Consider the following 25,039-nt stretch of genomic DNA (forward strand, 5'->3'; position numbering starts at 1 on the left):
GCATGGTGATCCACGGCTACGAGACAGAGCACGGGAATCCCTCCCCCAGGAGCCGGCTGACCCAGCCGCTCAGGCACCCCGAGCAGGCGCCCCCGGGCATCCGCAGCAAGCGGGCCTTCTCCCTCCTCGCCCTGACCCTCGTCGCCCCGGGCAGCGCGCAGCTTGTCGCGGGAAGCCGCGTGTTCGCGCGCCGTGCACTCACCGTGACATTCGCCGTGTGGCTCGTCCTCCTCCTGACGCTCGTCGTCGGGTTCATCAACCGCAGCCTGCTCCTGAACCTCGTGACGGACCCCGTCGCGTCCGCCGTGCTCATCGGCGTTCTCCTCATGCTCGCGCTCGGGTGGGCCCTCGTGTGGCTCGACACCCTCCGGCTGCTCCGCATCCCGCTCCTCCCGCGCCGCACCCGCCCTCTCGCCGTCGCCGCGCTCGCGCTGTGCCTCGTGGCCACGAGCGGGAGCCTCGCGTATGCCGCGTATCTCGTGAACGTGAGCCGCGGGGCGATCGGGGCCATCTTCGCCGGCGGCCCCGCGATCGCGCCCGTGGACGGGCGGTACAACTTCCTCGTCATGGGCGGGGATGCCGGCGCGGATCGCACGGGGCGGCGGCCGGACAGCCTCTCGGTACTGAGCGTCGATGCCTCGACCGGACAGACCGCCCTCATCTCGGTGCCCCGCAACTTCCAGAACGCCCGCTTCGCCGAGGGCTCCCCCATGCGCACCGTGTACCCCGACGGCTACAACTGCGGCAACGACTGCCTCATCAACGCGATCAACACCGAGGTCACCGAGAAGTACGCGAAGCTCTATCCCGGCGTCGCGGACCCCGGCGCCCAGGCCACGATGGAGGCCGTCTCCGGCACCCTCGGGATCACGGTCCAGGCCTATGTGGTCGTGGACATGGACGGCTTCGCGCAGCTCGTCGACGCGCTCGGCGGCATCAAGGTCAATGCGGGCGGCTGGGTGCCGATGAGCGGCGCCGCGCTCGACGACGCGGGAGACCATGCTCAGCCAGTCGGCTGGATCGCGCCGGGGCCCCAGACGCTCGACGGCTTCCACGCGCTCTGGTACGGGCGCTCGCGCGAATTCGCGAGCGACTACGATCGCATTGCCCGCCAGCAGTGCATCCAGCAGGCGATGATCAACCAGCTCAACCCCGCGACCGTCCTCACGAAGTTCGAGTCCATCGCGAACGCCGGCACGAAAGTCGTCGAGTCGAACATCTCGGCCTCCCAGCTCGGCAGCTTCGTGGACCTTGCCATCAAGGGCAAGGGCCAGCCCGTGAGCCGGCTCGTCATCGGGCCGCCGGACTTCCCGGCCAACTTCCCGACCTACCCCGACTTCGACCAGATCCAGGCGAAGGTCAAGAGCGTACTCACGGCCCCGGCATCGCCGTCGCCCAAGGCGGCCGGCGCATCCTCGCGCACGGGCGGCGCCGCCTCGTTCGCGGCGCCCGTGGCCGTGGCACCCGCGGCTGCGATGGCCGCCCGCGCAGCGACTGTCCCAGCCAACCAGTACAACACCATGGGCCCAGACGGCGTGCGAGTCGATGCTAAGCGCCTCGACTACCTCTTCAAGACAGGCCAGAACGACATCCTCAACGCGATCATGGCCAACAACGGCCAATGCACCCCGATGTGACGGCTCCCCCGTCGTTTCCCGCATCCGCCTCGACACGAACCCGGAGCACCAGCATGCACCTCCTTCTGAACTCGCTGCGCCCGTACGCATGGGGCTCCTCGACCGCGATCGCGGAGCTCCTTGGCCGAACCCCCTCCGGCGGGCCCGAGGCCGAACTGTGGATCGGGGCCCACCCGGACTCGCCGTCGCGCGTCCTCACCGCGCCGGGCGACGGCGCGCCAGGCCTCGACGATGTCATCGCGAGGGACCCCGAGGGCCTGCTCGGCGCCGAAAGCGTCGCCGCGTTCGGGCCCAGGCTGCCGTTCCTGCTCAAGGTCCTCGCCGCGGACCGCCCCCTGTCCCTCCAGGTTCATCCGACCCTCGAACAGGCTCAGGCGGGGTTTGCGGCCGAGGAGGCCGCCGGCATCGACCGCGCGGCACCGCACCGCAACTACAAGGACGACAACCACAAGCCCGAGATGATCTTCGCGCTGACCCCCTTCGAGGCGCTGTGCGGCTTCCGGGCGCCCGCCGAGGCAGCGGCACGCTTCGAGGCGCTTACCGCGCTGCTAGCGGGGCAGGAGGCCGCCGAGGTCACCGAACAGGTGGCCGAGATCCTCCGCGGCCCCGATGAGGGCGACGCTCTGCAGACGGCGTTCGCGCGCCTCATCGCAGGCGGCGAGCAAGTCCGCGACGCCGTGCGGGCGGCGGCAGCGGCCGTGGACCGCGCGGTCGCGGCGGCCGACATGGACGACGCCGGGCTCCGCACCGTCGCCGACCTCGCCCGCGAATACGAGGATGACCCCGGCGTGCTCATCTCGCTCCTGCTCAACCGCGTCTCGCTCGCCCCGGGCGAGGCCCTCGCGCTTGGCGCGGGCAACGTGCACGCCTACCTCTCGGGCCTCGGGATCGAGGTCATGGCCTCCTCGGACAATGTGCTGCGCGGCGGGCTCACGCCAAAGCACGTCGACGTCTCGGAGCTGCTCGCGACCGTGGCCTTCGAGGCCCTCCCGGTCCCTCTTCTCGCGCCCACGGAATCGGAGCTCGGCCAGGAGCTCTACCGGCCCCCGTTCGGGGAGTTCCAGCTTCAGCGCATCTACGTTCCCGCGGGGGCGCCGGGGACCCGGCCCGAGCCGGTGCCCGTCGCGCAGGCGGGGGCCGCCGTCGTCCTCGTCGTGGACGGCTCGCTCACGCTCGACACCCCGAAGGGCGATCTCGCGCTCTCCCGCGGCGACGCGGCGTTCGTCCCGGCTCCCGAGGCGCCTGCACTCGCCCACGCGGGCGACGGCGGAGTGCTCGCGTTCGCCGTCACGACGGGGCTCGGCGCCGGGATCGGCTGAGGCCGCCTCGGTGCCGTTCCAGGCCGAGCTGGGCTAGCGGCGCGCGAACGCCCGCGCGCGCCCTGCAGCCCGCTTCGCGCCGACGACGGCGGCCTTCGCTGCTGCGCGCCCCTTCTGGAGGGTCCGGCGTGCGATGGGCATCCCGGTCGAATACATGGGGTACAGAGGCGAGAGCGGGAGCTCCCACGTTCCCGCAAGCAAGTTCTCGTGCTGGGCGAACTGCTTCTTGAAGTCGGAGATGCCGTCGTTGAGCAGGCCATTGAGGTCGTACCGGGTGCAGCCGTCGGCCCGCATGGCGGTGAACGCGGCCCATTTGACGCCGTAGTTCGCGCGGGCCTTCTGCCCCGCGGCGTTCACGCCGCCGTAGAGCTCGAACGCCGTCCCCGCGCTCTTGGCGATCCACACGAACGCGACGACCTCATCGCCGTCGAACGCCGCGACGACCGGCGAATCGTCGCCGAGGAGCCGCCAGATGTCGCGATAGTAGCGGTCCTCGTGGATGCCGAACCCCGCGCGCCTCGCCGTCTCGCGGTAGATCGCGAGGACCTGCTCGAGCTCCGCCTCCGTCGCAACCTTGCGGAATGCGAGGCCGCCCTTGAGGTTCTTGCGGACGTTCGCACGCGTCGTGCGGGACATCGCGGCCATGAGCGCGTCGTCGTCCTGGGTCAGGTCGAGGATGAGCGTGCGCGGAATGAGAATGGTGTTCTCGGTACGCGCGAAGCCCGCCGCCGCGAGCCCCTGCTCCCCAGCGGATTGCGCACCGTCGGTGCCCGCGTCCCAATCGGGCTCGGCGACGAGCGCGACCGAACCGCGCGTCGACCGCACGTGGCGGGCGACGGCGTCGAGCACCGCCCCCGCGTCCTCCGGCGCGCACACGGGGCCGCGCGAGAGGTACGCGAGCGACCTGAGCGGCCACGGGAGGGCCCGATAGAGGACCTGGGCCCCACCCAGGACCTCCGCGCCGTCGCCCACGACGAGCCGCTCGGTGCGCCAATGATGCGCGGCCTTGACCTCTCCCCAGCCCCACAGCTGGAGCGGGTGGCCGCCCCGCGAGTTGACGAGGGCGTCCCATTCGGCTCGGTCAGTGCACGCGCGGACCGTCAGGTCGCGGCGGGGCAGCTGGCTCTCGGCGGTCATGGTCCTCCTGGGCGGGTGTAGCTTCGCTGTGGCCGCACGCCAGTCTAGCGGCGTTCCGGACGGCGCCTGCCAGGGCCCGGGCCGAGATCAGGCTTGGCGGGCCCAGCTCTCCCACTTGCTCGCGTGGTGCTCGGCATCGACGAAGCGCACCGTGCCTGACTTCGAGCGCATGACGATCGACTGCGTCTTGACCCGGTCCTTCGAGTAGCGGACTCCGCGGAGCAGGTCGCCGTCGGTAATGCCGGTCGCGGCGAAGTAGCAGTTGTCGCTCTTCACGAGGTCGTTGGTCGTGAGGACGCGGTCGAGGTCGTGCCCGGCGTCGACGGCCTTCTGCTTCTCCTCGTCGCTCGTGGGCCACAGACGGCCCTGGATGACCCCGCCGAGGGACTTGATCGCGCACGCCGCGACGATGCCCTCCGGCGTGCCGCCGATGCCCATGAGCGCATCGACGCCCGTGCCCGAGCGGGCTGCCGCGATCGCACCCGCGACGTCGCCGTCCAGGATGAACTTCGTGCGGGCGCCGGCCGCGCGGATCTCCTCGACGAGCGGCTTGTGCCGGTCGCGGTCGAGGATGCACACGTTGATCTGGTTGACCTTGACGCCCTTGGCCTTCGCGATGAGGTGGAGGTTCTGCTTGACCGGGAGGCGGAGGTCCACGAGATCGGCGGCCTCGGGGCCCGTCACAAGCTTCTCCATGTAGAACACCGCGGACGGGTCGAACATCGTGCCGCGCTCCGCGACGGCGAGGACCGCGAGGGCGTTGTTGATGCCGAGCGCGGTGAGGCGCGTACCGTCGATCGGGTCGACGGCGACGTCGACCTCGGGCCCCGTGCCGTCTCCCACCCGCTCGCCGTTGTAGAGCATGGGGGCCTCGTCCTTCTCGCCCTCGCCGATCACCACGACGCCGTTGAAGTGGACCGTGTGGAGGAAGGAGCGCATCGCGTCGACCGCGGCGCCGTCGGCCTTGTTCTTGTCGCCGAAGCCCACCCAGTGGCCGCCGGCGATGGCGGCGGCCTCGGTGACGCGGACGAGTTCGAGAGCGAGGTTGCGATCCGGCTCATCGGCTCCGAGGGTGAGAGCGCTGGAAAGGGTCGAGTACTGGCTGACGTTCGGCTCAGGGGACACAGTGACCTCTTCTTCGAGTCGGATTTGTTTTGATCATAGTCTGCGGGCTGCGCCCGAGGACTGCGATGACCGCGGTCACATGCGCGCAAATGTGACTGCGCGCCGTCGTCCTCCTGGCTGTGCGCCCACCCGCTCCGCGTGGGGGCCAACCCCGCGCGTCCCCGCCGGGCCACGGCGTGCGGGACAATGGAACGGTGAGCAGCACCCACGAAGAGACCCCCGCATCCCCCGTCAAGCCGGTCCTCACGCCCGCGGCGGCCAAGCGGGCGAACGCGTCCGTCATCGGCATGATCATGGCGTTGGCCGTCTCGCTGCTCGTCCTGCTCCCCGTCGTCCTCCTGAGCGCGAACCCGCAGAGCCCCGTCCAGCGGCCTACGGTGGACGTCTCCGCCGTCGCCGCGGACGCGAAGGGCGTCGCAGGCTTCTCCCCCGCCGCCCCCGAGCTGCCCGCGGGCTACACCGCGAACTACGCGCGGTGGGAAGGCGGCGCGTCAGACGGCGTCGCGCACTGGGACGTCGGATGGGTCACCCCGCAGCAGCAGTTCGTCTCGATCGTCCAGACCGCGTCCGCGAATCCGACCTGGATCGCCCAGCAGGTCAAGCAGGCGCCCAAGACCGGCACGCGCACGGCGGGCGGAGTCGAGTGGACCCTCTATGACAAGCCGGGCGTTGAGAAAAGCTACGTTGGCACCATCGGCCAGACGACCGTGATCGTGAGCGGCTCGGCCGGCTTTGCCGAGTTCGACGTCGTCGCCGCGGCCGTCGCCGCGCCCGCGCGCTAGGCGACGCCGCGCCGTCGTCATCCGGGCATCCCGAGGCGTCATCTGACGCCAGAGCACCCGAGGGGTAGAACGGGTGGTCTACAGTGGGAGTCGTGCCTGCATCCATGAGCCCCGCAGAGGCGTGGCGAACGCTGCGCGAAGGAAACGAGCGCTTTGTCTCCGGAACGTCCGTCCATCCCAATCAGGATTCTGCGCGGCGCGACGAACTCGTCGGCTCCCAGAATCCGTTCTGCGTCATCTTCGGCTGCTCGGACTCGCGCCTCGCAGCCGAGATCATCTTCGACCTGGGCCTTGGCGACGCGTTCGTCGTGCGCTCGGCCGGGCAGGTCATCGATGCGGCCGTGCTGGGCTCCCTCGAGTACGCGATCGATCCGCTCGACGTCCCCCTCATCGTGATCCTCGGGCACGACAACTGCGGGGCCGTGACCGCGAGCGTCAAGGCGTACTCGACCGGGGCGATGCCCGAGGGCTTCGTGCGCGACCTCGTCGAGCGCATCATGCCGTCCGTCATCGCGTCGCAGCGCAACGGCGTCACGGGCGTCAATGACACGGTCGTGGAGCACGTCAAGCAGACCGGCAAGCGGCTCATCGAAACGTCCCAGGTGATCGCGCGCGCCGTCGACGAGGGCCGCACCGCCGTCCTCGGTGTGTGCTATCGGCTCGGCGAGGGCAGGGCTGAGCTCGTGTCCGGCATCGGCAACGTCTAGCGCATCCCGGTTCGAAGCGGCCGCACGAGGGGTCTAATCTGGGTGCCATGACTGACTCCGCCGTGCAGGATTCTGCCGACTACCGAATCGAACACGACACGATGGGCGAGGTCCGGGTTCCGGCCAACGCCCTGTACCGCGCCCAGACGCAACGCGCCGTCGAGAACTTCCCGATCTCGGGGAAGACGCTCGAGCGCAAGCACATCGAGGCCCTCGCGCGCGTCAAGAAGGCTGCAGCCCGCGCCAACGAAGAGCTCGGCGTGATCGACGGGGATCTCGCCGACGCGATTGCCGACGCCGCGGACCGTGTCGCCGACGGGGAGTTCGACGAGCACTTCCCGATCGACGTCTTCCAGACGGGCTCGGGCACGTCCTCGAACATGAACATGAACGAGGTCCTTGCCGAGCTCGCGAGCCGGGCGCTCAAGGACAAGGGCATCGACAAGGTCGTCCACCCCAACGACCACGTCAACGCGTCCCAGTCCTCGAACGACGTCTTCCCGACCTCGGTCCACGTGGCTGCAACGAACGCCCTGCTCAACGACCTCGTGCCGGCGCTCACGCACCTCGCCTCCGCGCTGAGCCGCAAGGCGGAGGAGTTCAAGGATGTCGTCAAGTCCGGCCGCACGCACCTCATGGACGCGACCCCCGTGATGCTCGGCCAGGAGTTCTCGGGCTACGAGGCCCAGATCCGCTACGGCATCGAGCGCATCGAGGCCTCGCTCCCGCGCGTCGCGGAGGTCCCGCTCGGCGGCACGGCCGTCGGCACGGGCATCAACACACCCGCGGGCTTCCCCCAGCGAGTCATCTCGTTCCTCGCGCAGGACACCGCCCTGCCCATCACGGAGGCGCGCAACCACTTCGAGGCGCAGGCGAACCGCGACGGCCTCATCGAGGCGTCCGGGCAGCTCCGCACGATCGCCTACTCGCTCATGAAGATCTGCAACGATCTCCGCTGGATGGGCTCCGGCCCGAACACGGGCCTCGGCGAGATCGCGATCCCCGACCTCCAGCCGGGCTCGTCGATCATGCCGGGCAAGGTCAACCCCGTGATCTGCGAGGCCGCGATCATGGTCGCCGCCCAGGTCATCGGGAACGACACGACGATCGCACTCTCCTCGACGAACGGCGCGTTCGAGCTCAACGTGGGCATCCCGGTCATGGCCGCGAACCTGCTTGAGTCGATCCGACTGCTCTCGAACACGGCGCGCGTCGTCGCGGACAAGATGGTGGACGGCATCACCGCGAATGTCGAGCGGGCCCGCTTCCTCGCGGAGGCTTCGCCGTCGATCGTGACGCCGCTCAACAAGTTCATCGGCTACGAGAACGCCGCGGCCATTGCCAAGAAGGCCGTCAAGGAGGGCCTCACGATCCGCGAGGCCACGCTCGCGCTCGGCTACGTCGAGCGGGGCGAGCTCACGCTCGAGCAGCTCGACCGGGCGCTCGACGTCACCACGATGACGGGCCCGAAGGCCTAGTCCACGTCCCGGCGACCACGGCGGCCGCCCACTCCCGCGCGGAGGGGGCGGCCGCCGTCGTCCGTCCACCGTCACCTCCTGCGGGTAACCTAGGGCCGTGCCCACCCCTGATTTCATCCTCACCCTGCGCGACATGATCGGCGTCCACCCGCTGTGGCTCCCCGGTGTCAAGGCGGTGGTGACGGACGACGGCGGGCGGCTGCTCCTCGTGCGCCGCGCCGACAACGGGCGGTGGACTGTCCCGGCGGGCATCGTCGAACCGGGCGAGGAGCCGGCGACGACGGCCGTTCGCGAAGTGCTCGAGGAGACCGGTGTGCGGGTCGAGGTGACGCATGTCGCGGGCGTCGGGACGACGTCGCCGGTCGTGTACCCCAACGGCGACCACGCGCAGTACCTCGACGTCGTCATGGCGTGCACGTATGTGAGCGGCGAGGCCCGAGTGAACGACGACGAGAATCTCGAGGTCTCATGGTTCTCCCCCGACGAGCTGCCCGAGCTCCCGCCGCTGCATCGCCGCGCGATCGAGTGGGCCGTTGATCCGGCGCGGCGGGCGCACTTCGTGGGCGACACCCACGGGAGCTGACGGTTGAACGGTGAGGCGAGCTCAGGCTGCCGGGAGGAGCAGCACGAGCCCGGCGCCGACGAGCATGAAGGGGCCGAACGGAATTGCGGTCTTGCCGGTTCCGCGGCGCAGCAGAATGAGGCCGAGGCCGAAGAGCCCGCCTAGGAGGAACGCCGCGGCGGTCCCCCAGAACACGTGCTCCCAGCTCAGGTAGCCGAGATACAGGCCGAGCACCCCCGCGAGCTTGACGTCTCCGAATCCCATGCCCGCGGGATAGACGATGCGCAGCACGAAATACACGACCCACAGCACGATGCCGCCGCCGAGCACGCGGACGAGACCAGGCACATCGAGGCCGCCGCTTCCGATGAGCGCAGCGACGGCGAGCGGCACGGCAGTCCAATAGCTCGGCAGCACGATGCGATTGGGCAGGAGATGGCTCCGGATGTCGATGACGACAAGCCGTGAGGCCATCCACACGAAATACGCGAGGCACGCGACGACGAGCCAGAACGCGATTGGATTCGCGCTCCACAGCTCGGGCAATCGGACGATCACCCTTGGACCCTATCCGACCGCGCGGCCTCCGACACCACAACGCCAGACCCGAATCTGTACGACGCGGTGCGCGGAGTGTGCACTAGCGTGGCGCCATGATGTCTCTCGACGACATATGGCCGGTGCTCGGCCTTCGGCTGCTCACCCCTGCCCTCGAACTCCGGCCCCTGCGCGACGACGACATCCCTCACTACATCGAGGCCGCGCGCGGCGGTCTCACGGACCCGGCCCTCGCGCCTGCTGGCCACTCAGCGCTCGCCAATGCCTGGGACGAGTCCCCTCAGCTTGCCGAGAACAGCGCGCGCTGGATCTGGGAGTCTCGGCTCCGGGCGCACCCCGAGGCTTGGACCATCATGTTCGGCATCTGGTCGCATGATGGCGAGTTCCTGGGTTGCCAGGACATCGGGGCCAAGGACTTTCCGCTGCTGCGAACCGTGGCAACCGGCTCATGGCTCCGCCACAGCGCTCGCGGCCGCGGCCTCGGTGCCCAGATGCGCGCCGCCGTGCTTCTCTGGGCCTTCGACCACCTCGGTGCCGAGGTTGCCGAGACGAGTGCCTACGACTGGAACGAGCCGTCGAAGCGAGTGAGCCGCTCCCTCGGGTACGTCCCCAACGGAGAGACCCGAGTGCTGGCCCGACCCGGCGTCGTCGATCGCGGTCTCAATTTCCGCCTCGCCCGGGAGGACTTCAAACGCCCGAACTGGGAGCTCACGGTCGAGGGGCACAAAGCGGCCGCCGCCTTCCTGGGTCTGGCGAACGCTGGGGCCCAGGACGACGGCGGCCGCGAGACGACCGCGGGTGGCGGCGCCTAGACCTCGGCCCGCTCGAGCAGCTCGGTCACGAGGGCCGCGATCGGCGAGCGCTCGGAGCGCGTGAGCGTGACGTGGCCGAACAGCGGGTGGCCCTTGAGCGTCTCGACGACGGCGGCGATGCCGTCGTGGCGCCCCACGCGGAGGTTGTCGCGCTGGGCGACGTCGTGGGTGAGGACGATCTTCGAGTTCTGGCCCATGCGGCTCATGACGGTGAGCAGCACGTTCTTCTCGAGGGACTGGGCCTCGTCCACGATCACGAACGAGTCATGCAGCGAGCGCCCGCGGATGTGCGTGAGGGGCATCACCTCGAGCATGCCGCGGTCCATGACCTCGTCGATCACGTCCGTGCTCGTCACCGCGCCGAGCGTGTCGAAGACCGCCTGGCCCCACGGGTTCATCTTCTCCGCCTCGGTCCCGGGGAGGTAGCCGAGCTCCTGGCCGCCCACCGCGTACAGCGGCCGGAACACGACGACCTTCTTGTGCTCGCGGCGCTCCATGACGGCCTCGAGGCCCGCGCAGAGAGCGAGCGCCGACTTGCCCGTGCCAGCCTTGCCGCCGAGCGAGACGATGCCGACAGTCGGATCCATGAGCAGGTCGATCGCGAGCCGCTGCTCGGCCGAGCGGCCATGGAGGCCGAAGATCTCACGATCGCCGCGCACGAGGCGCACCTGCTTGTCCGCGCCAACCCGGCCCAGCGCGGAGCCGCGGGGCGAGATGATCACGAGGCCCGTGTTGACGGGCATCTCTGCGGCCTCGGGCACGAAGACGGGCTCGTGGCCATACAGCGTCGAAACCTCCTCTTCGCCCGCCTCGATCTCCGCAACTCCGGTCCAGCCCGAATCGACGATCTGCTCGTTGCGGTACTCGTCGGCGGCCAAGTCCATTGCCGAGGCCTTCACGCGCATCGGGAGGTCCTTCGACACGACCGTGACGGAACGGCCCTCGTTGGCGAGGTTCTTCGCGACGGCGAGGATCCGCGCGTCGTTATCGCCGCTGCGGAAGCCCGCGGGGAGCACCTCGGCGGAGATGTGATTGAGCTCGACGACGAGCGAGCCTCCTTGGCTGCCGAGAGGGATCGGCGTGCCGAGGCTGCCGTGCTCGACGCGGAGGTCGTCGAGGAGCCGCAGGGCCTTGCGGGCGAAGTAGCCGAGTTCGGGATCGTGGCGTTTGGCCTCGAGCTCGGTGATCACGACGACCGGGATCACAACTTCGTGTTCCGCAAACCGCAGGATCGCCCTCGGGTCGGAGAGCAGAACGGAGGTGTCCAGCACGTAGGTGCGGCGGCCCTCTTCGGCGGCGGTGGGCTCTTCGGCCAGTACTCCAGTGGTCGTCACGTCGACTCCAGCCCCCGGGTCTCCCCGGCATCTCCAGTTCCTGCCGGCTCGGCCGCGAGGCCGGGACCGGCCTCCTGGAGCTGCTGCAACGCAACGCCCATATTCGGCCTCCCCGCGTCGGGTGGCGGGTGCCTCCCGATGGCGTCAATCTACGCCGCGGTCGATTGCGAGCAGGTTACGTCTAAGGGAGTGTCGGGTAAATCACAGGAATGTAATTCGTGACTGAGGTCACGAGCCGAAGCGCCGCTGCCGCCCCGCGTAGTCGCGCAGGGCCCGGAGGAAGTCGACGCGGCGGAACGCCGGCCACAGGGCCTCGCAGAAGTAGAACTCGCTGTACGCGCTCTGCCACATGAGGAAGCCCGAGAGCCGCTGCTCCCCCGACGTGCGGATCACGAGGTCGGGATCCGGCTGCCCGGCCGTGTAGAGGAACCGCGAGATGTCGTCGACGTCGAGCCGCTCCGCGAGCTCGCCGATGTCTTCCCCACGCGAGAGGGCGTCCCGCAACAACTCTCGCACCGCGTCGACGATCTCGCGCCGCCCCCCATAGCCCACGGCAACGTTGACGTGGAGGGGCTCGGAGGGACTCGGCTTTGCCGTGAGGCGCGCGAGGCGGTCCGCGAGATGCGCGGGCAGCAGCTCGGGGGCGCCCATCGCGTGGACCGAAACCGTGGGGTCGTCGTCGAGCCGGTCGAGTGTCTCGGCGATGATGTCGGTGAGCTCGGCGAGCTCATCGCTCGAGCGGTTCATGTTGTCCGTCGAGAGCATGTAGAGCGTCACGACGCGGATGCCGAGCTCGCGGCACCAGCCGAGGAACTCGTGGATCTTGTCGGCACCAGCCCGGTGCCCCTGGCTCGACGGGGCGTTGAACTGGCGGGCCCAGCGGCGGTTGCCGTCGACCATGACCCCGATATGCCGCGGAATGCTGTCCGGCTTGAGCTCCCGCTGCAGGCGGCGCTCGTAGTACCCGTAGAGGAAACCAGGCAGTTCCATGGACTCCTCCCGCGCTTGCTGTCGGGGCCCGTGTGGGCCCTCACCTGTGCCGCACTAAGGCTACCGCAGGAGCCCAGATGCTACCGGATAGTAACTTACCGCACCGTAAGTTAGACTCGGGTCATGCAGCAGACCGTGCCCTCGCGCACCGAGCTCCTGGCCCTCAAACCTTCGTGGCGGGGCTGGATCCACGCTGCCTCGACGCCGATCGCACTCGCCGCGGGCGTCGTCCTCATTGCGCTCGCGCCGAGCGCGGACCGCAAAATCGCGTGCGCCGTCTACGCACTCACGGGACTCACGCTCTTCTCGGTTTCCGCCGTCTACCACCGGGGCAATTGGTCGCCGCGCGTGAAGGCCGTGCTCAAGCGCATCGACCACGCGAACATCATGCTTGTCATCGCGGGAACCTACACCCCCCTCTCGTGGGTGCTCCTCCCGCGCGAGAAGGGAATCCTCCTGCTCGCGCTCGTCTGGGGCGGATCACTGCTCGGTGTCCTGTTCCGCGCCCTGTGGGTGCGAGCCCCGCGCTGGCTCTACGTCCCCATCTACGTTGCCCTCGGCTGCGCGGCGTTCCTCTTCCTTCCGGATTTCTTCGCCGCGAGCGTCCCCGCCGCCATCCTCATCTGTTTGGGCGGCGCGTTCTATATCGCGGGAGCGGTGTTCTACGGGATCCGCCGCCCCAACTTCAGCTGGCGCCATTTCGGCTTCCACGAGTTCTTCCACGCGTTCACGGTCGCGGGCTTCACGGCGCACTTTACCGCCATCATGCTCGCGGTCCTCGGCACGCCCGTGTGACCGTCAGTCGGCCAATCCGGTGCCCAACGCCACAACTCGCCACGCTTCCCGCCCTCAGGACGTCGCATTCGCTCGCGAATTGTGGCGTTCCGAATCCCGCACCTAGGAATTCAGCGACGCGAGCTGCCCTCGGAGCGCCTCCGGAGTCGTGACGGGGAGCCTGCACGCAAAGTCCCGGCACACGTAGGCGAGAGGCGCGCCGTCGTCTGCCGCCGGGCGATCGGCAAGCAGCGGCACCCGGGCCTCCCCCTGCGCGGCCTCGCCGACCGCAACGACGACGCCGGGGCTCGTCGAAGCGAGCGCCTCGCCATGGAGACGACGGCGGCCCTCCCCCGGCGAGCCCACGACGGCGACCTCGATCGGCCCAGCGAGCGAGGCCTCCGCGACGGCAAGGAGCCAGCCGACGGCGCGCGGGCCCTGGGCGGCGAGACGCGGGAGCCCCGCGAGCATCGAGCCCGCGAGGACGCGATGCTCGCCCGAGCCGCTGTAGGCCGCGTGGGTGAGCAGGGCGCCCGCGAGGAGCGACGCCCCGCTCGGCGCCTCGGCATCGTGCGGTTCGAGGGAGCGCGCCCCCGCGAGCGCAGAGCGCACCCCGGGCCCGCCCGCGCCGCCTTCCAAGGGCGCGTCCGAGAGGAGGCCGTCATCGATGAAGCGCCGTGTCGCCGCGGCGAGAAGGCCCTCGGCCCACGCATACCAGCGCTCCTCGCCCGTGGCCGCATAGAGGGCGAAGGCGCCCTCGGCGCAGGCCGCGTAGTCGGCAAGGAGTCCCTCGATCCCGGCCGCGGAGCCCGCGTGCGAGACGCGCCTCAGCAGCTCGCCGTCCCAGTGGACGGCTTGGAGGAGCTCGGCCGTTCGGCGCGCATCGTCGAGCAGTTCGGGCCGGCCGAGAGCCCAGGCCGCGTCCGCGAGGGCCGCCACGGCGAGCCCGTTCCAGCCGGCGACCACCTTGTCGTCGCGGGCCGGCGGCGTGCGCCGGGACCGCTCGGCGAGCAGGCCTGGCCGGAGCCCCTCCCACGCGGCCCGCTCGTCCGGATCGAGAGCGCGGCCCGCGTGCAGCGGCACGGCCTCGGACCCGTCGCGCACGCCCGGCAGCCCGAAGATCCCGGCGAGGCGTGCGCCCTCAGTGCGGTCTCCGGCCGCAGCGAGGAACTCGGTGCGCGTCCACACGTAGAACCCGCCCTCGACGCTGACTCCGTCCCGCACGGAGTCGGCGTCGAGCGAGGACGCGAAGCCGCCCTCGGGGAGCCCCAGCTCGCGAACGAGCCAATCGGCCGTGAGGCCAGCGGCCGCCCGGGCCTCCTCGGCCGGGAACTCGGGCGAGCCGCCGAGGCGCACCCAATGGGCGAGGACCCGGAGGAGTTGGGCGTTGTCGTACAGCATCTTCTCGTAGTGCGGGAGCGACCAGTCGGCGGTCACCGAGTAGCGGGCGAAGCCCCCGCCGAGCGTGTCGAACAGGGCCGAACGGCACATGGCCGCGAGCGTGCGGCCTGCGAGGCCACGGGCGACGGCGGCGCTCCCATGCTCTGCCGCCGCCGAGTGCCGCACGAGGAACTCGAGAACGGGCGACGGCGGGAACTTGGGCGCGCGCCCGAAGCCGCCGTGTTCGGGGTCCTCGGCGCGGACGAGCTCGGTGACGGCACCGGCGAGGAAGCCCGCGTCGACTGACTCTGCAGGCGCCGCGACATCGAGGAGCTGCGACGAGAACACCCCGCCGAGCCCCTCGGCGAGCGCAGCAGCCTGCCGCTCAACACCGTCGCGGCGCTCGGTCCACGCTTCCCACACGGCCTCGAGGATCTGCCGGAAGCTCGGCCTCCCGGGCTGCGGGTCTGGCGGAAAGTACGTCCCCGCGTAGAACGCGCGGCCGTCGGGGAGCGCGAAGATGCTGAGCGGCCAGCCGCCCTGGCCGGTCATGGCCTGGCACGCAGCCATGTAGACGGAATCGACGTCCGGCCGCTCCTCGCGGTCCACCTTGACACTCACGAAGCGCGCGTTGAGGAGCTCCGCCGTGATCGGGTCCTCGAACGACTCGTGCGCCATGACGTGGCACCAGTGGCACGCGGCGTAGCCGATGGAGATGAAGACCGGGACGTCCCGCCGCGCGGCCTCGGCGAACGCGTCGTCGCCGTACGGCTGCCAGTGGACAGGGTTGTCCGCGTGCTGGCGGAGGTAGGCCGAGGCTTGGCCGGCGAGGCGATTGGTCATGTACCGAGTCTGCACCCCCAGCTTCTACCGAGATCTTTCCGTTACACTGTGTGCCCGATGGCAGATCTCCTCGGCGCACCCCAGCAGTCCTCTCCGGCACCAGAGCAAGGGCCGGTCTTCGTTGACTCCTCGGGGCGCAGGCTCCGCCGAGTCCGTATCGCGGGAGGGATCTTCCTCGGGCTCGTAGTCGGTTACGTGGGGCTCCTCGCCATTGCCCTTCTCGGCGGCCCGAACATCGCTGCGCCGTACCTGCCCCAGCCCGCAACGGCGGCCGCCCGCCAAAGTGCTGCAGCACCGCCGTGGACCGGTCCCGCCCCGGAACCGGCCGCAAGCCAAGGCGCGGTCGGCGAGATCTCGCCGATCCTTGCCGCCCACACGGCCCCCGCGACGCCCGCCGGCATCCCCGCGCAGCCCGTCGCGCCCGCCCAGCCCGTGGCTCCGGCTCCCGCAACGACGACGGCGCCCGGCAAGAGCGGCACGGCACCGGGCCAGTCCACCAAGCCGACTCCGCCCGCGCACCCGTGAGCAAGGCCCGACCGCCCCGGGTCCGAGCACATTGGGTCGTCCTCGCGGTCCTCCTGCTGGGCCTCGCCATGGCGCTCACCATCCAGGGCTACCTGCACCACCTCGCGGGCATCGGGGACGATGCCGCACCGACTGGGGGCCAGGCCGGAAGCGTCCCGCCCGGTGTATCCCAAGGCGGCCCGATCGTCGACGCGCGCGGCGACGCCGTCCGCGCAGTGCGGCCACCCGACAGGACGCTCGCGCTCACGTTCGACGACGGCCCCGATCCCGAGTGGACCCCCCAGATCCTCGACGTGCTCGCCAAGCACCACGTCCACGCAACCTTCTTTGTCGTGGGCTCGGCGGCCATCGAGAACTCCGGACTCGTGCAGCGCATGGCAGCCGAGGGCCACGAGCTCGGCGTGCACACGCTCACCCACGTCGATCTCGGCACGGCGCCCCCGTGGCGCCGCCAGCTTGAGATCGCGGGGGCCCAGGATGTCATCACGGGCATCACGGGCCACGCTGCCACGCTGCTCCGCCCGCCGTACAGCTCCGAGAACGACGCCGTCACCGACGGGACCTGGGCGGCCATCCAGGCGGCGGCAGACCAGGGCTACCTCACCGTCCTGACTACCCTGGACGGCGAGGACTGGCAGCGCCCGGGCACCTCGGCCATCGAACGCAACCTCACGCCGTCGAACGGCCAGGGGCAGGTCCTCCTCCTGCACGACGGCGGCGGCGACCGCTCGCAGACCGTCGCCGCCCTCGATTCGCTCCTCGGCAAGCTCTCAGACCAGGGCTACCGCGTGACGACGGTCGGCGATGCCGTGGGCATCTCGAGCATGCGCGCGGCGAACCCAGCCGAGCGCGTGAGCGGAACGGCATTCGTGTGGGGCGTCCAGCTGAGCGACGCCGTGATCGCGGCGATCTCGTGGGCGCTCGTCGCGAGCGGCGTCGTCACGGTCGTCCGCGCGGTGCTCGTCGTGGGCTTCGCGGCCCGGCACCGGCGTGCGGCCCAGCGCGCGATGGGCGCGGCGCGCGGACGACGGCGGATCAACGCACCCCTGCGCCACGGCATCATCGAGCCCGTGACCGTCATCGTGCCCGCCTACAACGAGGCGGCAGGCATCGAGGCGGCGGTCCGGTCGATCGCGGCGTCGACCCACCCCGTCGAGGTCATCGTCGTCGACGATGGCTCGACGGACGCGACCTCGGAGATCGTCGAGTCCCTCGGCCTCCCGAGCGTCCGGCTGATCCGCAAGGAGAACGGCGGCAAGCCATCGGCGCTCAACGCGGGCCTTCAGGCGGCCTCGCACGACATCGTGGTGATGGTCGACGGGGACACGGTCTTCGAGCCGGACACCGTGCGGGCGCTCATCGAGCCGTTCGCGGATCCCCGAGTCGGGGCCGTGTCAGGCAACACGAAGGTCGCGAACCGCAGCGGGATCCTCGGCGCGTGGCAGCACATCGAGTACGTCGTGGGCTTCAACCTGGACCGTCGCCTGTTCGACGTCGCCGAATGCATGCCGACCGTCCCCGGCGCCATCGGGGCGTTCCGCCGCGACGCGCTCGTGCGGATCGGCGGCGTGAGCGACGACACGCTCGCCGAGGACACCGACCTCACGATGGCGCTGTGCCGCGACGGCTGGCGCGTGGTCTACAAGGACGACGCGCGGGCCTGGACCGAGGCGCCCGCGACGCTCGGCGCGCTCTGGAAGCAGCGGTACCGGTGGTGCTACGGGACGCTCCAGGCCATGTGGAAGCATCGCGGCGCCGTCGTCCAAGGGGGGCAGGCCGGCAAGCTCGGCCGCCGCGGGCTCGGCTATCTCCTCGTCCTCCAGGTACTGCTCCCGCTGTTCGCACCGGTCGTCGACGTCTTCGCGGTCTACGGCCTCATCTTCCTCGATCCCCTCCGGATCGCCGCCCTGTGGCTCGTGTTCCTGGCCGTGCAGCTGCTCATGGCCGCCTACGCGTTCCGGCTCGACCGGGAGTCGCTGCGGCCGCTCTGGACGCTTCCGCTCCAGCAGTTCGTCTACCGGCAGCTCATGTACCTCGTGGTGATCCAGTCGGTCGTGACGGCCTTCGCGGGCGTCCACCTGCGCTGGCACCGCATGGAGCGGTATGGGAGCCTCCGCGTGCCCCCAGCACCCCAGACCTGAAGTGGGGCGTCAGCCCGCGGCGCCGTTGCCCGCGCCGTTCGCGGCGCGGCCCTCGTGGCCGTCGGACGACGGCGTGTCACCGCCGTCCTGCTCCCCGCCGTCGTGCTCGACGTCGCCGGCCGCGGGCTCCCCCGCACCGTGCGCTTCGGCCTCGCGCCGCTCGCGCTCCTCCTCGACCTGGGAGCGGTAGCGGACGCGGCGAAGGCGCCGCACCATGTCGACGATGATGAAGACGCTCAGGACAACGACGAAGGCCGTCGCCAGGAAGCCCCACAGGCCCGGGGAAACCTGATCCTCCGTGAGGCCGGGCTTGAGAGTCCCGGCAGGAGTCGGATCGGGGGTCATGGCGCCGGACGCCATGAAGGCAAGGAGGAGGGAATGCACCCATCTATCCTAGCCCGCAGACGGTCCCGGACCGTCGGCGGGCCGACCGCGAGGGACCCCGACCGCGGGCGAACGCGGACGGGCTACCGCAGCCCGGCGAACAGGTCCATCTCGATCTCCCCCTGCGGCGGGAAGCCGACGCTCGAGGAGATGAGCGAATAGTCCTCCCACGGCCACAGCCGCTGGCGCATCGCGAGTGACACGACGAAGAACCAGCCGTTCGGATCGACCTGGGAGGCGTGCGCCGCGAGGGCGCGGTCGCGCACGTCGAAGTACTCGGCGCACTCCACCTGGCTCGTGACTGGGTGGCGCGCCGCCCACGGGTGGTGGCCTTCGCCGTCGTCCTCGGTCGCCGAGGCGACCCAGCTCGCATACGGCGATTCGAGCCCGGCCTCGAGGAGCGCACGGTGGAACGCCTCGTACTTGCTGACGTTGAACGGGACATCGTAGTAGAGCTTCGCGGGGGCCCAGGGCTCGCCCGCATCGGGGTATTCGTCGGGGAGCCCCGCGGCGCGGAAGGCCTCGACTGCGACGCGATGGGCCATGATGTGGTCCGGGTGCGGGTACCCGCCGTTCTCGTCGTAGGAGACGATGACGTGCGGCCGGAATTCGCGGACGAGCCGCACGAGCGGGGCCGCGGCCTGATGCAGCGGAAGTGTCGCGAAGGCGCCCCATGGGAGGGGCGGGAGCGGATCGCCCTCGGGCAGGCCCGAATCGGTGAAGCCGAGCCAGCGGTGCTGCACGCCGATGATCTGCTGGGCCTCGGCCATCTCGAGCCGCCGCGCGCCCGCCATATCGCGCGAGGCGTGAGGCTGGCCCAGGAGGGCCGGGTTCTGGATGTCGCCGCGCGAGCCGTCCGTGCAGCTCACGACCATGACCTCATGCCCCTCGGCAAGGTATTTGGCCATCATGGGCGCCCCCTTGCTCGACTCGTCGTCGGGGTGGGCGTGGACCGCCAGGAGGCGAAGTGCGTTCTCGGACACGACTCCTAGAATAGACGGGTGACCCACAACCCCGGAGCAGCCGATGCGCATCACGCCGCGCACTATGCAGAGCGCTACGGCGCCCGGCGCCGCCGTCTGGGCCGCCGCGCTGCGGCGATCCTCGTCGCCGGGGTGCTCGCCGTGGTCATCGCGGGGGTCGCGCTGTTCGCGTGGAGCGGAAACGCCCAGACCGTGACGTTCAAGGACGTCAGCTTCACGACCCCGGACGCGTGGCACGCAACCGAGGAGTTCCAGGTCACGAAGGAGGCGGACCAGACGGCGTATTGCGCAGTCCACGCCCTCAACGACGCCTACGCCGTGGTCGGCTGGAAGCAGCTAGAGTTCGGACCCACGAGCGGCTCGGGCATGACGACGACGAACGTTCACGTCGCCCTGCGGACCGAGAGCCAGGCGGTTTCCGTGAGTGTCGAAACGTGCTGGATCGCCGGGACCTGACGGCCGCCGGCAATCACTCGCGAGGCGGCGGTTGTGACACGCGCCTCACGCAACTTGGGTTCGCCTGTCATGCTCACTACAATGGACTAATACCCAATGCCCCGTCGGTGGCAGCAGGCGGACCGGGTCGGCGCCCGGAACGCAGCACCCCGGCGGGGTCTTTGCTTGAAGGCCGTGCCTCATCCGGCACGGAATGACTGAGGAGACGAGATGACCACCACCCACCATGGCGGCGCCTGGCTCACGCAAGAGGCGTACGACCGCCTGAAGGCAGAGCTGGACCACCTTTCAGGTGCCGGCCGTCACGAGATCGTCGAGAAGATCGAGGCCGCCCGGCAGGAAGGCGACCTCAAGGAGAACGGCGGCTACCACGCGGCCAAGGAGGAGCAGGGCAAGATCGAGGCCCGCATCCGCCAGCTCACCGAGCTCCTGCGCAACGCCCACGTGGGCGAGAAGCCTGCCGATGACGGCGTCGTCGAACCCGGCATGCTCGTCGTGGCCAAGATCGCCGGCGACGAGGAACACTTCCTTCTCGGATCGCGCGAGATTGCGGGCGATTCGGACCTCGACGTGTTCAGCGAGAAGTCGCCGCTCGGGGCCGCGATCATCGGGCACAAGCAGGGGGACAAGCTTTCCTACACCGCGCCGAACGGCAAGGAGATCCAGGTCGAGATCATCTCGGCGACCCCCTACGCAGGCTGACGGGCCCTAGCCCCTGACGACGGCGCCACTCCCCGCTCGGGGGGCGGCGCCGTCGGCGTCTGGGGCCACGCGTGCTGCAGAGGTGGCCACGCGTGCTGCAGAGGTGGCCACGCGTGCTGCAGAGGTGGCCACGCGTCCTGAAGACCCAACGCGTGGCCAGATACCGCCCGACCTTGGGTCAGCGCGCCGAACGGGCTCGGGCGCGGAGGACGACGGCGGCCAGCACCCCTCCGACGAGTCCGAACAGGTGCGCTTGCCACGAGATCCCCCGTCCCACCGAGGGGAGTGCCCCGAGCAGCACCGAGCCGTACGCGAGGAACAGCACGACGGCGAGGATCACCTGGCCCCAGCTCCGGTTGAAGAAGCCGCGCACGAGCAGGAATCCGAAGAGGCCGAAGATCACGCCCGAGGCGCCGACTGTGACCGTGGGCGGCCCGTACAGGGCGCCCCCGAACAGCCACACGCCGGCCCCCGAGGCGATCCACGAGAACGCGACGGCCGTCACGAACTGGCGCACCCCCGCGAGGAACGAGAGGTAGCCGAACACGACGAGCGGCAGCGTGTTCGCGGCGAGGTGGCTCCAGCTAGACGCGTCATGCACGAGGGGCGCCGTGAGGATGTCCGGGAGGCTCGACGGATCGCGGGGCCGGATCCCGAACTCGAGCGTGAGCAGCCCCGCGGTCGCGATGTTGACGGCTTCGATCGCATACAGGATCGCCGTGACGACCGCCATGATCGCGAGACCGGCACGTGCCCGCCCCGCGAGCTGCTCACGGAAGCCCATGCGCCTTAGACGTGGATGACGATCGGCTGGAAGCCCTCGGCGCGCAGGGCCCGGAGCACCTGCTCGCAGTGCTCGTGGCCCTTGGTCTCCATGTCGATCGTGATCGCGACATCCCCCATTGCGATCGAGCCGCCGACGCGCGTGTGGTCGACGCCCGTGACGTTCGCGTCATTCTCGGCGATGATGCGGGAGATGGTCGCGAGCGAGCCGGGGCGGTCGTCGAGCATCATCCGGACCGTGAAGAAGCGCCCGGCGGCCGCGAGGCCCCGCTGGATGACCTTGAGCATGAGCATGGGGTCGATGTTGCCGCCCGAGAGGATCACGGCCGTCTTCTTCGCATCGATGCCGAGCTCGGCGAGCTTGCCGTCCATGAGGGCGGCCACGCCGACCGCACCGGCCGGTTCGACGACGAGCTTCGCACGCTCGAGAAGGAAGACGAGGGCCCGCGCGAGCGAATCCTCGCTCACCGTCACGACGTCGTCGACGAGCTCGCGGATGATGCTGAACGGAAGCTGCCCCGGGAGACCGACGGCGATGCCGTCCGCCATCGTGGACACCTTCTTGAGGGGCACGAGCGCGTCCGCAGCGAGCGACGGCGGGTACGCGGCGGCGTTCTCCGCCTGCACGCCGATGACCCGGATCTCGCGGCCGAGCTCCGCCGCCTTCGCCTTGACCGCGACCGCGACGCCCGCGAGGAGCCCTCCGCCGCCCACGCCCATGAGGATCGTGTCGACGTCGGGGATCTGCTCGAGGATCTCGAGGCCGATCGTGCCCTGCCCCGCGACGACGTCGACGTTGTCGAACGGGTGCACGAAGACCGCGCCCGTTTCCTCGGCGTAGCGCTTCGCCTCGGCAAGCGCCTCATCGACGTTGTGGCCGTGCAGGATCACCTCGGCGCCGTGGCTGCGTGTGGCCTGGAGCTTGGGGAGCGCGACGCCGAGGGGCATGTAGATGCGCGCGCGGATGCCGAGGCGCTTCGCGGCCACCGCGACGCCCTGCGCGTGGTTGCCGGCCGATGCGGCCACGACTCCGAGGGCCTGCTCCTCGCGGCTCAGGCGCGCCATCCGCACGTACGCGCCGCGCACCTTGAACGATCCGGCGCGCTGCAGGTTCTCGCACTTGAAGAAGACCTCTCCGCCAACCAGCTGGCCGAGCGCTCTCGAGGTCTCGATCGGCGTCTTCGCAATAATGCCCTCGAGCAGCTCCTGTGCGGCAAGGACATCGTCCAGCGTTACAGCGAGGGTCGAGAGGGCATTCACGGGTCGCGCTCCTAGGGGGTCTCGGAGGAATCTGCTGCGCCCGGGTCCGCTGGAAGAGTCTCGGCGGAAACCACGGGCGCACTATCAGTCTCCCACGCCCGCGCGGAGATGTAGCGCACGGCCGAATTTGCGACGGCGAGCGTGGGCACCGCGAAGAGTGCGCCCGGGATTCCGGCAAGGAAGGATCCGGCGGCCACGGCGAGGATGACGGCGACGGGGTGGAGCGAGACGGCGCGGCCCATGACGAGCGGCTGCAGGACGTGGCTCTCGAGCTGTTGGACGGCCACCACGACGATGAGCATGATGACGGCGTTGACGAGGCCGTTCGCCACGAGGGCGAGCAGGACGGCGACGGCGCCGCTCACGAGGGCGCCGACGACCGGGATGAACGAGGAGACGAAGACAAGGATCCCTAGCGGGAGGGCGAGGGGCACTCCGAGGACGGCCGCGCCCACTCCGATGCCGACGGCGTCGACGGCCGCCACGAGCACCTGGACGCGCACGTAGCTCACGAGCGACGTCCAGCCCGCGCGACCGGCCCCGTCCGCGGCGCGCCGCGCCGAGCGTGGGAGGAGACCCACGAGGAACTTCCAGATCCTTTCGCCCTCGAGCAGGAAGAAGACGAGCACGAAGAGCGTGATCAGGGCGCCGGTGACGATGTGGCCCGCCGAGCTCCCGACGCTCAGGACACCGTTGACGAGGCTGCCCTGGTTGTTCTGCAGGACGTTCTGGGCGTCGCGGACGTAGGTGTCGAGCTGGCTCGCGGTGAGCTGGAGGGGCCCCTCGGCGAGCCACCTCTGCACCTCTCCGAGCCCCGCGATGGCCTCGTCCCAGAGCTGGGCGAAGCCCTCGGAGATCTGCCGCCCGACGAGCGTGAGCAGGCCTGCGACGAGCGCGATGAAGCCGAGCTCGGTGATCGCGACGGCGAGCCCGCGCGGAACACGGGCGCGTACAAGCGCGGCGACGACGGGCCGCAGGAGGCCCGCGAGGAGGGCCGCGACGAGCACTGGCACAACGAGGAAGCTCAGCCGCGCGAGACCCCACACGAGGGCGGTCGCGACGACGAGGACGATCGCGAGGCGCCACGCCCACGCCGACGCGATGCGCAGGGCAAAGGGCAGGTCGGCGTCGGTGACCCGCCGATGCGCGCGGGGCCCACGAGGTTCGACGTGGCGGTCGGGGGCTGGGCGGTCGGGGGCTGGGCGGTCGGGGGCGGAGTGGGTGAGCTCGGGGCGGGTGAGTGGATCGGCGGCGGTCCGTGGTGCGTCGGAGGCGTCCATGGACCCATCCTGTCAGATGCCTCCGACACGCGAAGCGGCGGGCCCCCAGGCGGGGTCAGAGCGACGCGCCGATGCCCCATTCCATCGATGCTTCCTTGCCCGGATCGATCCAGCCGAGGTCGATCCCGCTGTTGAACGCATCGGCGGGCCCGGTCTGGGGTTCGAGCGCGACGGCCACCTCGCGGCCGGGGAACGTCCGGGTGACAAAGACATGGGTGTAGCGGCAGCGTTCGTCCTGCCAGAGCCACACGGACCGCCCGTCCGGCGCCGTGAGCGTCGCGCGGGCACGCGCACGCTCACCGGACGAGCCAGCGTCGGATGGAAAAGCGGGCCCGAACGCGAGGTCCGTGTACGCGGCGTCGATAGCGAGGTCCGCGACCGTGCGGCCGGCGGAGAGGTCCCATTCCCCCTCTGCGGGCGCCGTCTCGCGCGGGATGAGCCGCTCGTCGGCCACGAGCCGCGTCGAGGCGTGCACCGTGAGGGTCAGATCGCCTGTCGGGACGTCGCCGAGGCGGAGATAGGGGTGTGCGCCCAGGACGAACGGCGCGGGGCGGGAGGAGTCGTTGGCGAGGGTCTGGCGCACGCGGAGTCCGCCGTCGTCGTCGATCGCATAGTCGACGCGGTGCCGCACGAGGAACGGGTAGCCGTGCTGCGGGAAGACGACCGCCTCGAGGGAGACGCGATCGTCGGCTGCGTCGAGCACGGTGTAGCCCGTGTTCCGCAGGAGGCCGTGGCTCGCGTTGCCGCGCGAAGGCTCCGTGATGTCGAGCTGCTGGACCTTGCCGTCGAGGGTCCAGCGCCCGGCCTCGATGCGGTTGGCCCACGGCGCGAGCGTAATGCCGGTCGCGCCGGGCGGGATGTCGCCGTCGCCGAAGGTCTCGGTGAGCAGCACGGCGCCCATCTCGAACGAGCGGAGCGTGGCCGCGAGCTCGGCGACGACGGCGCCGCTGCCGCCCCGCGCGATGCGGAACTGGCGGCCGGTTGCGGCGGAACGGTTCGTGAGGGCGGTGCTCGGGGCGCTCATGGAGCCCCACGTTAGCGCCGCACAGGCCCCTCGCAAAAGCTCCACTGGACCCCTTCCCCCCAC

24 protein-coding genes are annotated in these 25,039 nt (G+C 70.5%); 12 read left to right on the forward strand and 12 right to left on the reverse strand.

From position 1 onward, the window contains the following. Window positions 1-2: 2 nt before the first annotated feature. Complete coding sequence (locus SPF06_RS15835; RefSeq protein WP_323280098.1) at window positions 3-1,637, forward strand: LCP family protein; 1,635 nt, start codon at window positions 3-5, stop codon at window positions 1,635-1,637. Between the two features lie 53 nt (window positions 1,638-1,690). Beyond that, a complete protein-coding gene (manA, locus tag SPF06_RS15840) occupies window positions 1,691-2,956 on the forward strand; it encodes a mannose-6-phosphate isomerase, class I (protein ID WP_323280099.1) in 1,266 nt (421 codons plus the stop codon). Window positions 2,957-2,989: 33 nt separating this feature from the next. Here manA and SPF06_RS15845 read toward each other — a convergent pair whose 3' ends face one another. Together SPF06_RS15845 and glpX are read right to left on the reverse strand one after the other, a co-directional pair. Continuing rightward, window positions 2,990-4,093, reverse strand: a complete 1,104-nt coding sequence (locus SPF06_RS15845) for a lipid II:glycine glycyltransferase FemX (RefSeq protein ID WP_323280100.1) — start codon at window positions 4,091-4,093, stop codon at window positions 2,990-2,992. Between the two features lie 87 nt (window positions 4,094-4,180). Further along, entirely contained in the window at window positions 4,181-5,218 is a 1,038-nt protein-coding gene (gene glpX, locus SPF06_RS15850) for a class II fructose-bisphosphatase (RefSeq protein WP_323280101.1), read from the reverse strand. Window positions 5,219-5,412: 194 nt separating this feature from the next. On the opposite strand from glpX, the gene SPF06_RS15855 reads away from it, so the two are divergent. From SPF06_RS15855 to SPF06_RS15870, 4 genes are all read left to right on the forward strand, one after another. Beyond that, window positions 5,413-6,000, forward strand: coding sequence for a DUF4245 domain-containing protein (locus tag SPF06_RS15855; RefSeq protein WP_323280102.1), 588 nt, complete (start codon window positions 5,413-5,415; stop codon window positions 5,998-6,000). A gap of 104 nt (window positions 6,001-6,104) precedes the next feature. Then, a complete protein-coding gene (locus SPF06_RS15860) occupies window positions 6,105-6,707 on the forward strand; it encodes a carbonic anhydrase (protein WP_428985785.1) in 603 nt (200 codons plus the stop codon). A 47-nt stretch (window positions 6,708-6,754) separates the two neighbouring features. Beyond that, window positions 6,755-8,185 (forward strand): class II fumarate hydratase, encoded by a 1,431-nt coding sequence (locus SPF06_RS15865; RefSeq protein ID WP_428985780.1) that lies wholly within the window; start codon window positions 6,755-6,757, stop codon window positions 8,183-8,185. Between the two features lie 97 nt (window positions 8,186-8,282). After that, the gene (locus tag SPF06_RS15870) at window positions 8,283-8,768 is read left to right on the forward strand and encodes an NUDIX hydrolase (protein ID WP_323280104.1); all 486 of its coding nucleotides are present in this window, start codon (window positions 8,283-8,285) and stop codon (window positions 8,766-8,768) included. A gap of 21 nt (window positions 8,769-8,789) precedes the next feature. Here the strand turns inward: SPF06_RS15870 and SPF06_RS15875 are convergent, their stop codons facing one another. Continuing rightward, a complete protein-coding gene (locus SPF06_RS15875) occupies window positions 8,790-9,305 on the reverse strand; it encodes an A24 family peptidase (RefSeq protein ID WP_323280105.1) in 516 nt (171 codons plus the stop codon). 95 nt (window positions 9,306-9,400) lie between these two features. On the opposite strand from SPF06_RS15875, the gene SPF06_RS15880 reads away from it, so the two are divergent. Next, window positions 9,401-10,117, forward strand: coding sequence for a GNAT family N-acetyltransferase (locus tag SPF06_RS15880; protein WP_323280106.1), 717 nt, complete (start codon window positions 9,401-9,403; stop codon window positions 10,115-10,117). Here SPF06_RS15880 and phoH2 read toward each other — a convergent pair. Together phoH2 and SPF06_RS15890 are read right to left on the reverse strand one after the other, a co-directional pair. Next, a complete protein-coding gene (phoH2, locus tag SPF06_RS15885) occupies window positions 10,114-11,451 on the reverse strand; it encodes an RNA 5'-3' helicase PhoH2 (protein ID WP_323280107.1) in 1,338 nt (445 codons plus the stop codon). The genes SPF06_RS15880 and phoH2 overlap by 4 nt on opposite strands. 228 nt (window positions 11,452-11,679) lie before the next feature. Further along, on the reverse strand, window positions 11,680-12,441 hold the full coding sequence (locus tag SPF06_RS15890) for an isoprenyl transferase (RefSeq protein ID WP_323280108.1): 762 nt from the start codon (window positions 12,439-12,441) through the stop codon (window positions 11,680-11,682). A gap of 123 nt (window positions 12,442-12,564) precedes the next feature. On the opposite strand from SPF06_RS15890, the gene trhA reads away from it, so the two are divergent. Next, window positions 12,565-13,236, forward strand: a complete 672-nt coding sequence (gene trhA, locus SPF06_RS15895; RefSeq protein WP_323280109.1) for a PAQR family membrane homeostasis protein TrhA — start codon at window positions 12,565-12,567, stop codon at window positions 13,234-13,236. A 102-nt stretch (window positions 13,237-13,338) separates the two neighbouring features. Here the strand turns inward: trhA and SPF06_RS15900 are convergent, their stop codons facing one another. Then, window positions 13,339-15,438, reverse strand: a complete 2,100-nt coding sequence (locus SPF06_RS15900; protein WP_323280110.1) for a thioredoxin domain-containing protein — start codon at window positions 15,436-15,438, stop codon at window positions 13,339-13,341. A gap of 57 nt (window positions 15,439-15,495) precedes the next feature. Here SPF06_RS15900 and SPF06_RS15905 point away from each other — a divergent pair, with 57 nt between their 5' ends. Next, entirely contained in the window at window positions 15,496-15,963 is a 468-nt protein-coding gene (locus SPF06_RS15905) for a hypothetical protein (RefSeq protein WP_323280111.1), read from the forward strand. Next, the gene (locus tag SPF06_RS15910; RefSeq protein WP_323280112.1) at window positions 15,960-18,104 is read left to right on the forward strand and encodes a bifunctional polysaccharide deacetylase/glycosyltransferase family 2 protein; all 2,145 of its coding nucleotides are present in this window, start codon (window positions 15,960-15,962) and stop codon (window positions 18,102-18,104) included. The genes SPF06_RS15905 and SPF06_RS15910 overlap by 4 nt, the downstream gene beginning before the upstream one ends. A gap of 9 nt (window positions 18,105-18,113) precedes the next feature. On the opposite strand, the gene SPF06_RS15915 is transcribed toward SPF06_RS15910, so the two are convergent. Together SPF06_RS15915 and mca are read right to left on the reverse strand one after the other, a co-directional pair. After that, the gene (locus SPF06_RS15915; RefSeq protein WP_323280113.1) at window positions 18,114-18,488 is read right to left on the reverse strand and encodes a hypothetical protein; all 375 of its coding nucleotides are present in this window, start codon (window positions 18,486-18,488) and stop codon (window positions 18,114-18,116) included. 83 nt (window positions 18,489-18,571) lie between these two features. Continuing rightward, on the reverse strand, window positions 18,572-19,522 hold the full coding sequence (mca, locus tag SPF06_RS15920; protein ID WP_323280232.1) for a mycothiol conjugate amidase Mca: 951 nt from the start codon (window positions 19,520-19,522) through the stop codon (window positions 18,572-18,574). Between mca and SPF06_RS15925 the strand changes: the two genes are divergently transcribed. Then, on the forward strand, window positions 19,490-19,927 hold the full coding sequence (locus tag SPF06_RS15925; protein ID WP_323280114.1) for a DUF4307 domain-containing protein: 438 nt from the start codon (window positions 19,490-19,492) through the stop codon (window positions 19,925-19,927). The genes mca and SPF06_RS15925 overlap by 33 nt on opposite strands. A gap of 210 nt (window positions 19,928-20,137) precedes the next feature. Beyond that, on the forward strand, window positions 20,138-20,629 hold the full coding sequence (gene greA / locus SPF06_RS15930) for a transcription elongation factor GreA (RefSeq protein ID WP_323280115.1): 492 nt from the start codon (window positions 20,138-20,140) through the stop codon (window positions 20,627-20,629). Window positions 20,630-20,807: 178 nt separating this feature from the next. Here the strand turns inward: greA and SPF06_RS15935 are convergent, their stop codons facing one another. From SPF06_RS15935 to SPF06_RS15950, 4 genes are read right to left on the reverse strand one after another with little or no spacing between them, the layout of a single operon-like run. Beyond that, on the reverse strand, window positions 20,808-21,413 hold the full coding sequence (locus SPF06_RS15935; RefSeq protein ID WP_323280116.1) for a rhomboid family intramembrane serine protease: 606 nt from the start codon (window positions 21,411-21,413) through the stop codon (window positions 20,808-20,810). A gap of 5 nt (window positions 21,414-21,418) precedes the next feature. Next, a complete protein-coding gene (gene ilvA / locus SPF06_RS15940) occupies window positions 21,419-22,672 on the reverse strand; it encodes a threonine ammonia-lyase (protein ID WP_323280117.1) in 1,254 nt (417 codons plus the stop codon). An 11-nt stretch (window positions 22,673-22,683) separates the two neighbouring features. Further along, the gene (locus tag SPF06_RS15945) at window positions 22,684-23,952 is read right to left on the reverse strand and encodes an AI-2E family transporter (RefSeq protein ID WP_323280118.1); all 1,269 of its coding nucleotides are present in this window, start codon (window positions 23,950-23,952) and stop codon (window positions 22,684-22,686) included. Between the two features lie 55 nt (window positions 23,953-24,007). Continuing rightward, on the reverse strand, window positions 24,008-24,976 hold the full coding sequence (locus SPF06_RS15950; protein ID WP_323280119.1) for an aldose 1-epimerase family protein: 969 nt from the start codon (window positions 24,974-24,976) through the stop codon (window positions 24,008-24,010). Window positions 24,977-25,039: the final 63 nt, after the last annotated feature.

It is taken from the genome of Sinomonas terricola (genome assembly GCF_034931225.1).
Taxonomy (GTDB): domain Bacteria; phylum Actinomycetota; class Actinomycetes; order Actinomycetales; family Micrococcaceae; genus Sinomonas; species Sinomonas terricola.

Bases quoted from the DNA above. Each gene is read 5' to 3' on its own strand.
- trhA (WP_323280109.1), top strand. From the start codon at position 12,565: ATGCAGCAGACCGTGCCCTCGCGCACCGAGCTCCTGGCCCTCAAACCT.
- manA (WP_323280099.1), top strand. From the start codon at position 1,691: ATGCACCTCCTTCTGAACTCGCTGCGCCCGTACGCATGGGGCTCCTCG.
- SPF06_RS15890 (WP_323280108.1), bottom strand. From the start codon at position 12,441: ATGGAACTGCCTGGTTTCCTCTACGGGTACTACGAGCGCCGCCTGCAG.
- SPF06_RS15950 (WP_323280119.1), bottom strand. From the start codon at position 24,976: ATGAGCGCCCCGAGCACCGCCCTCACGAACCGTTCCGCCGCAACCGGC.
- SPF06_RS15845 (WP_323280100.1), bottom strand. From the start codon at position 4,093: ATGACCGCCGAGAGCCAGCTGCCCCGCCGCGACCTGACGGTCCGCGCG.
- mca (WP_323280232.1), bottom strand. From the start codon at position 19,522: ATGCGCATCGGCTGCTCCGGGGTTGTGGGTCACCCGTCTATTCTAGGA.
- SPF06_RS15905 (WP_323280111.1), top strand. From the start codon at position 15,496: ATGGCAGATCTCCTCGGCGCACCCCAGCAGTCCTCTCCGGCACCAGAG.
- SPF06_RS15880 (WP_323280106.1), top strand. From the start codon at position 9,401: ATGATGTCTCTCGACGACATATGGCCGGTGCTCGGCCTTCGGCTGCTC.
- SPF06_RS15860 (WP_428985785.1), top strand. From the start codon at position 6,105: ATGAGCCCCGCAGAGGCGTGGCGAACGCTGCGCGAAGGAAACGAGCGC.
- SPF06_RS15945 (WP_323280118.1), bottom strand. From the start codon at position 23,952: ATGGACGCCTCCGACGCACCACGGACCGCCGCCGATCCACTCACCCGC.
- SPF06_RS15935 (WP_323280116.1), bottom strand. From the start codon at position 21,413: ATGGGCTTCCGTGAGCAGCTCGCGGGGCGGGCACGTGCCGGTCTCGCG.
- SPF06_RS15865 (WP_428985780.1), top strand. From the start codon at position 6,755: ATGACTGACTCCGCCGTGCAGGATTCTGCCGACTACCGAATCGAACAC.
- SPF06_RS15900 (WP_323280110.1), bottom strand. From the start codon at position 15,438: ATGACCAATCGCCTCGCCGGCCAAGCCTCGGCCTACCTCCGCCAGCAC.
- SPF06_RS15835 (WP_323280098.1), top strand. From the start codon at position 3: ATGGTGATCCACGGCTACGAGACAGAGCACGGGAATCCCTCCCCCAGG.
- greA (WP_323280115.1), top strand. From the start codon at position 20,138: ATGACCACCACCCACCATGGCGGCGCCTGGCTCACGCAAGAGGCGTAC.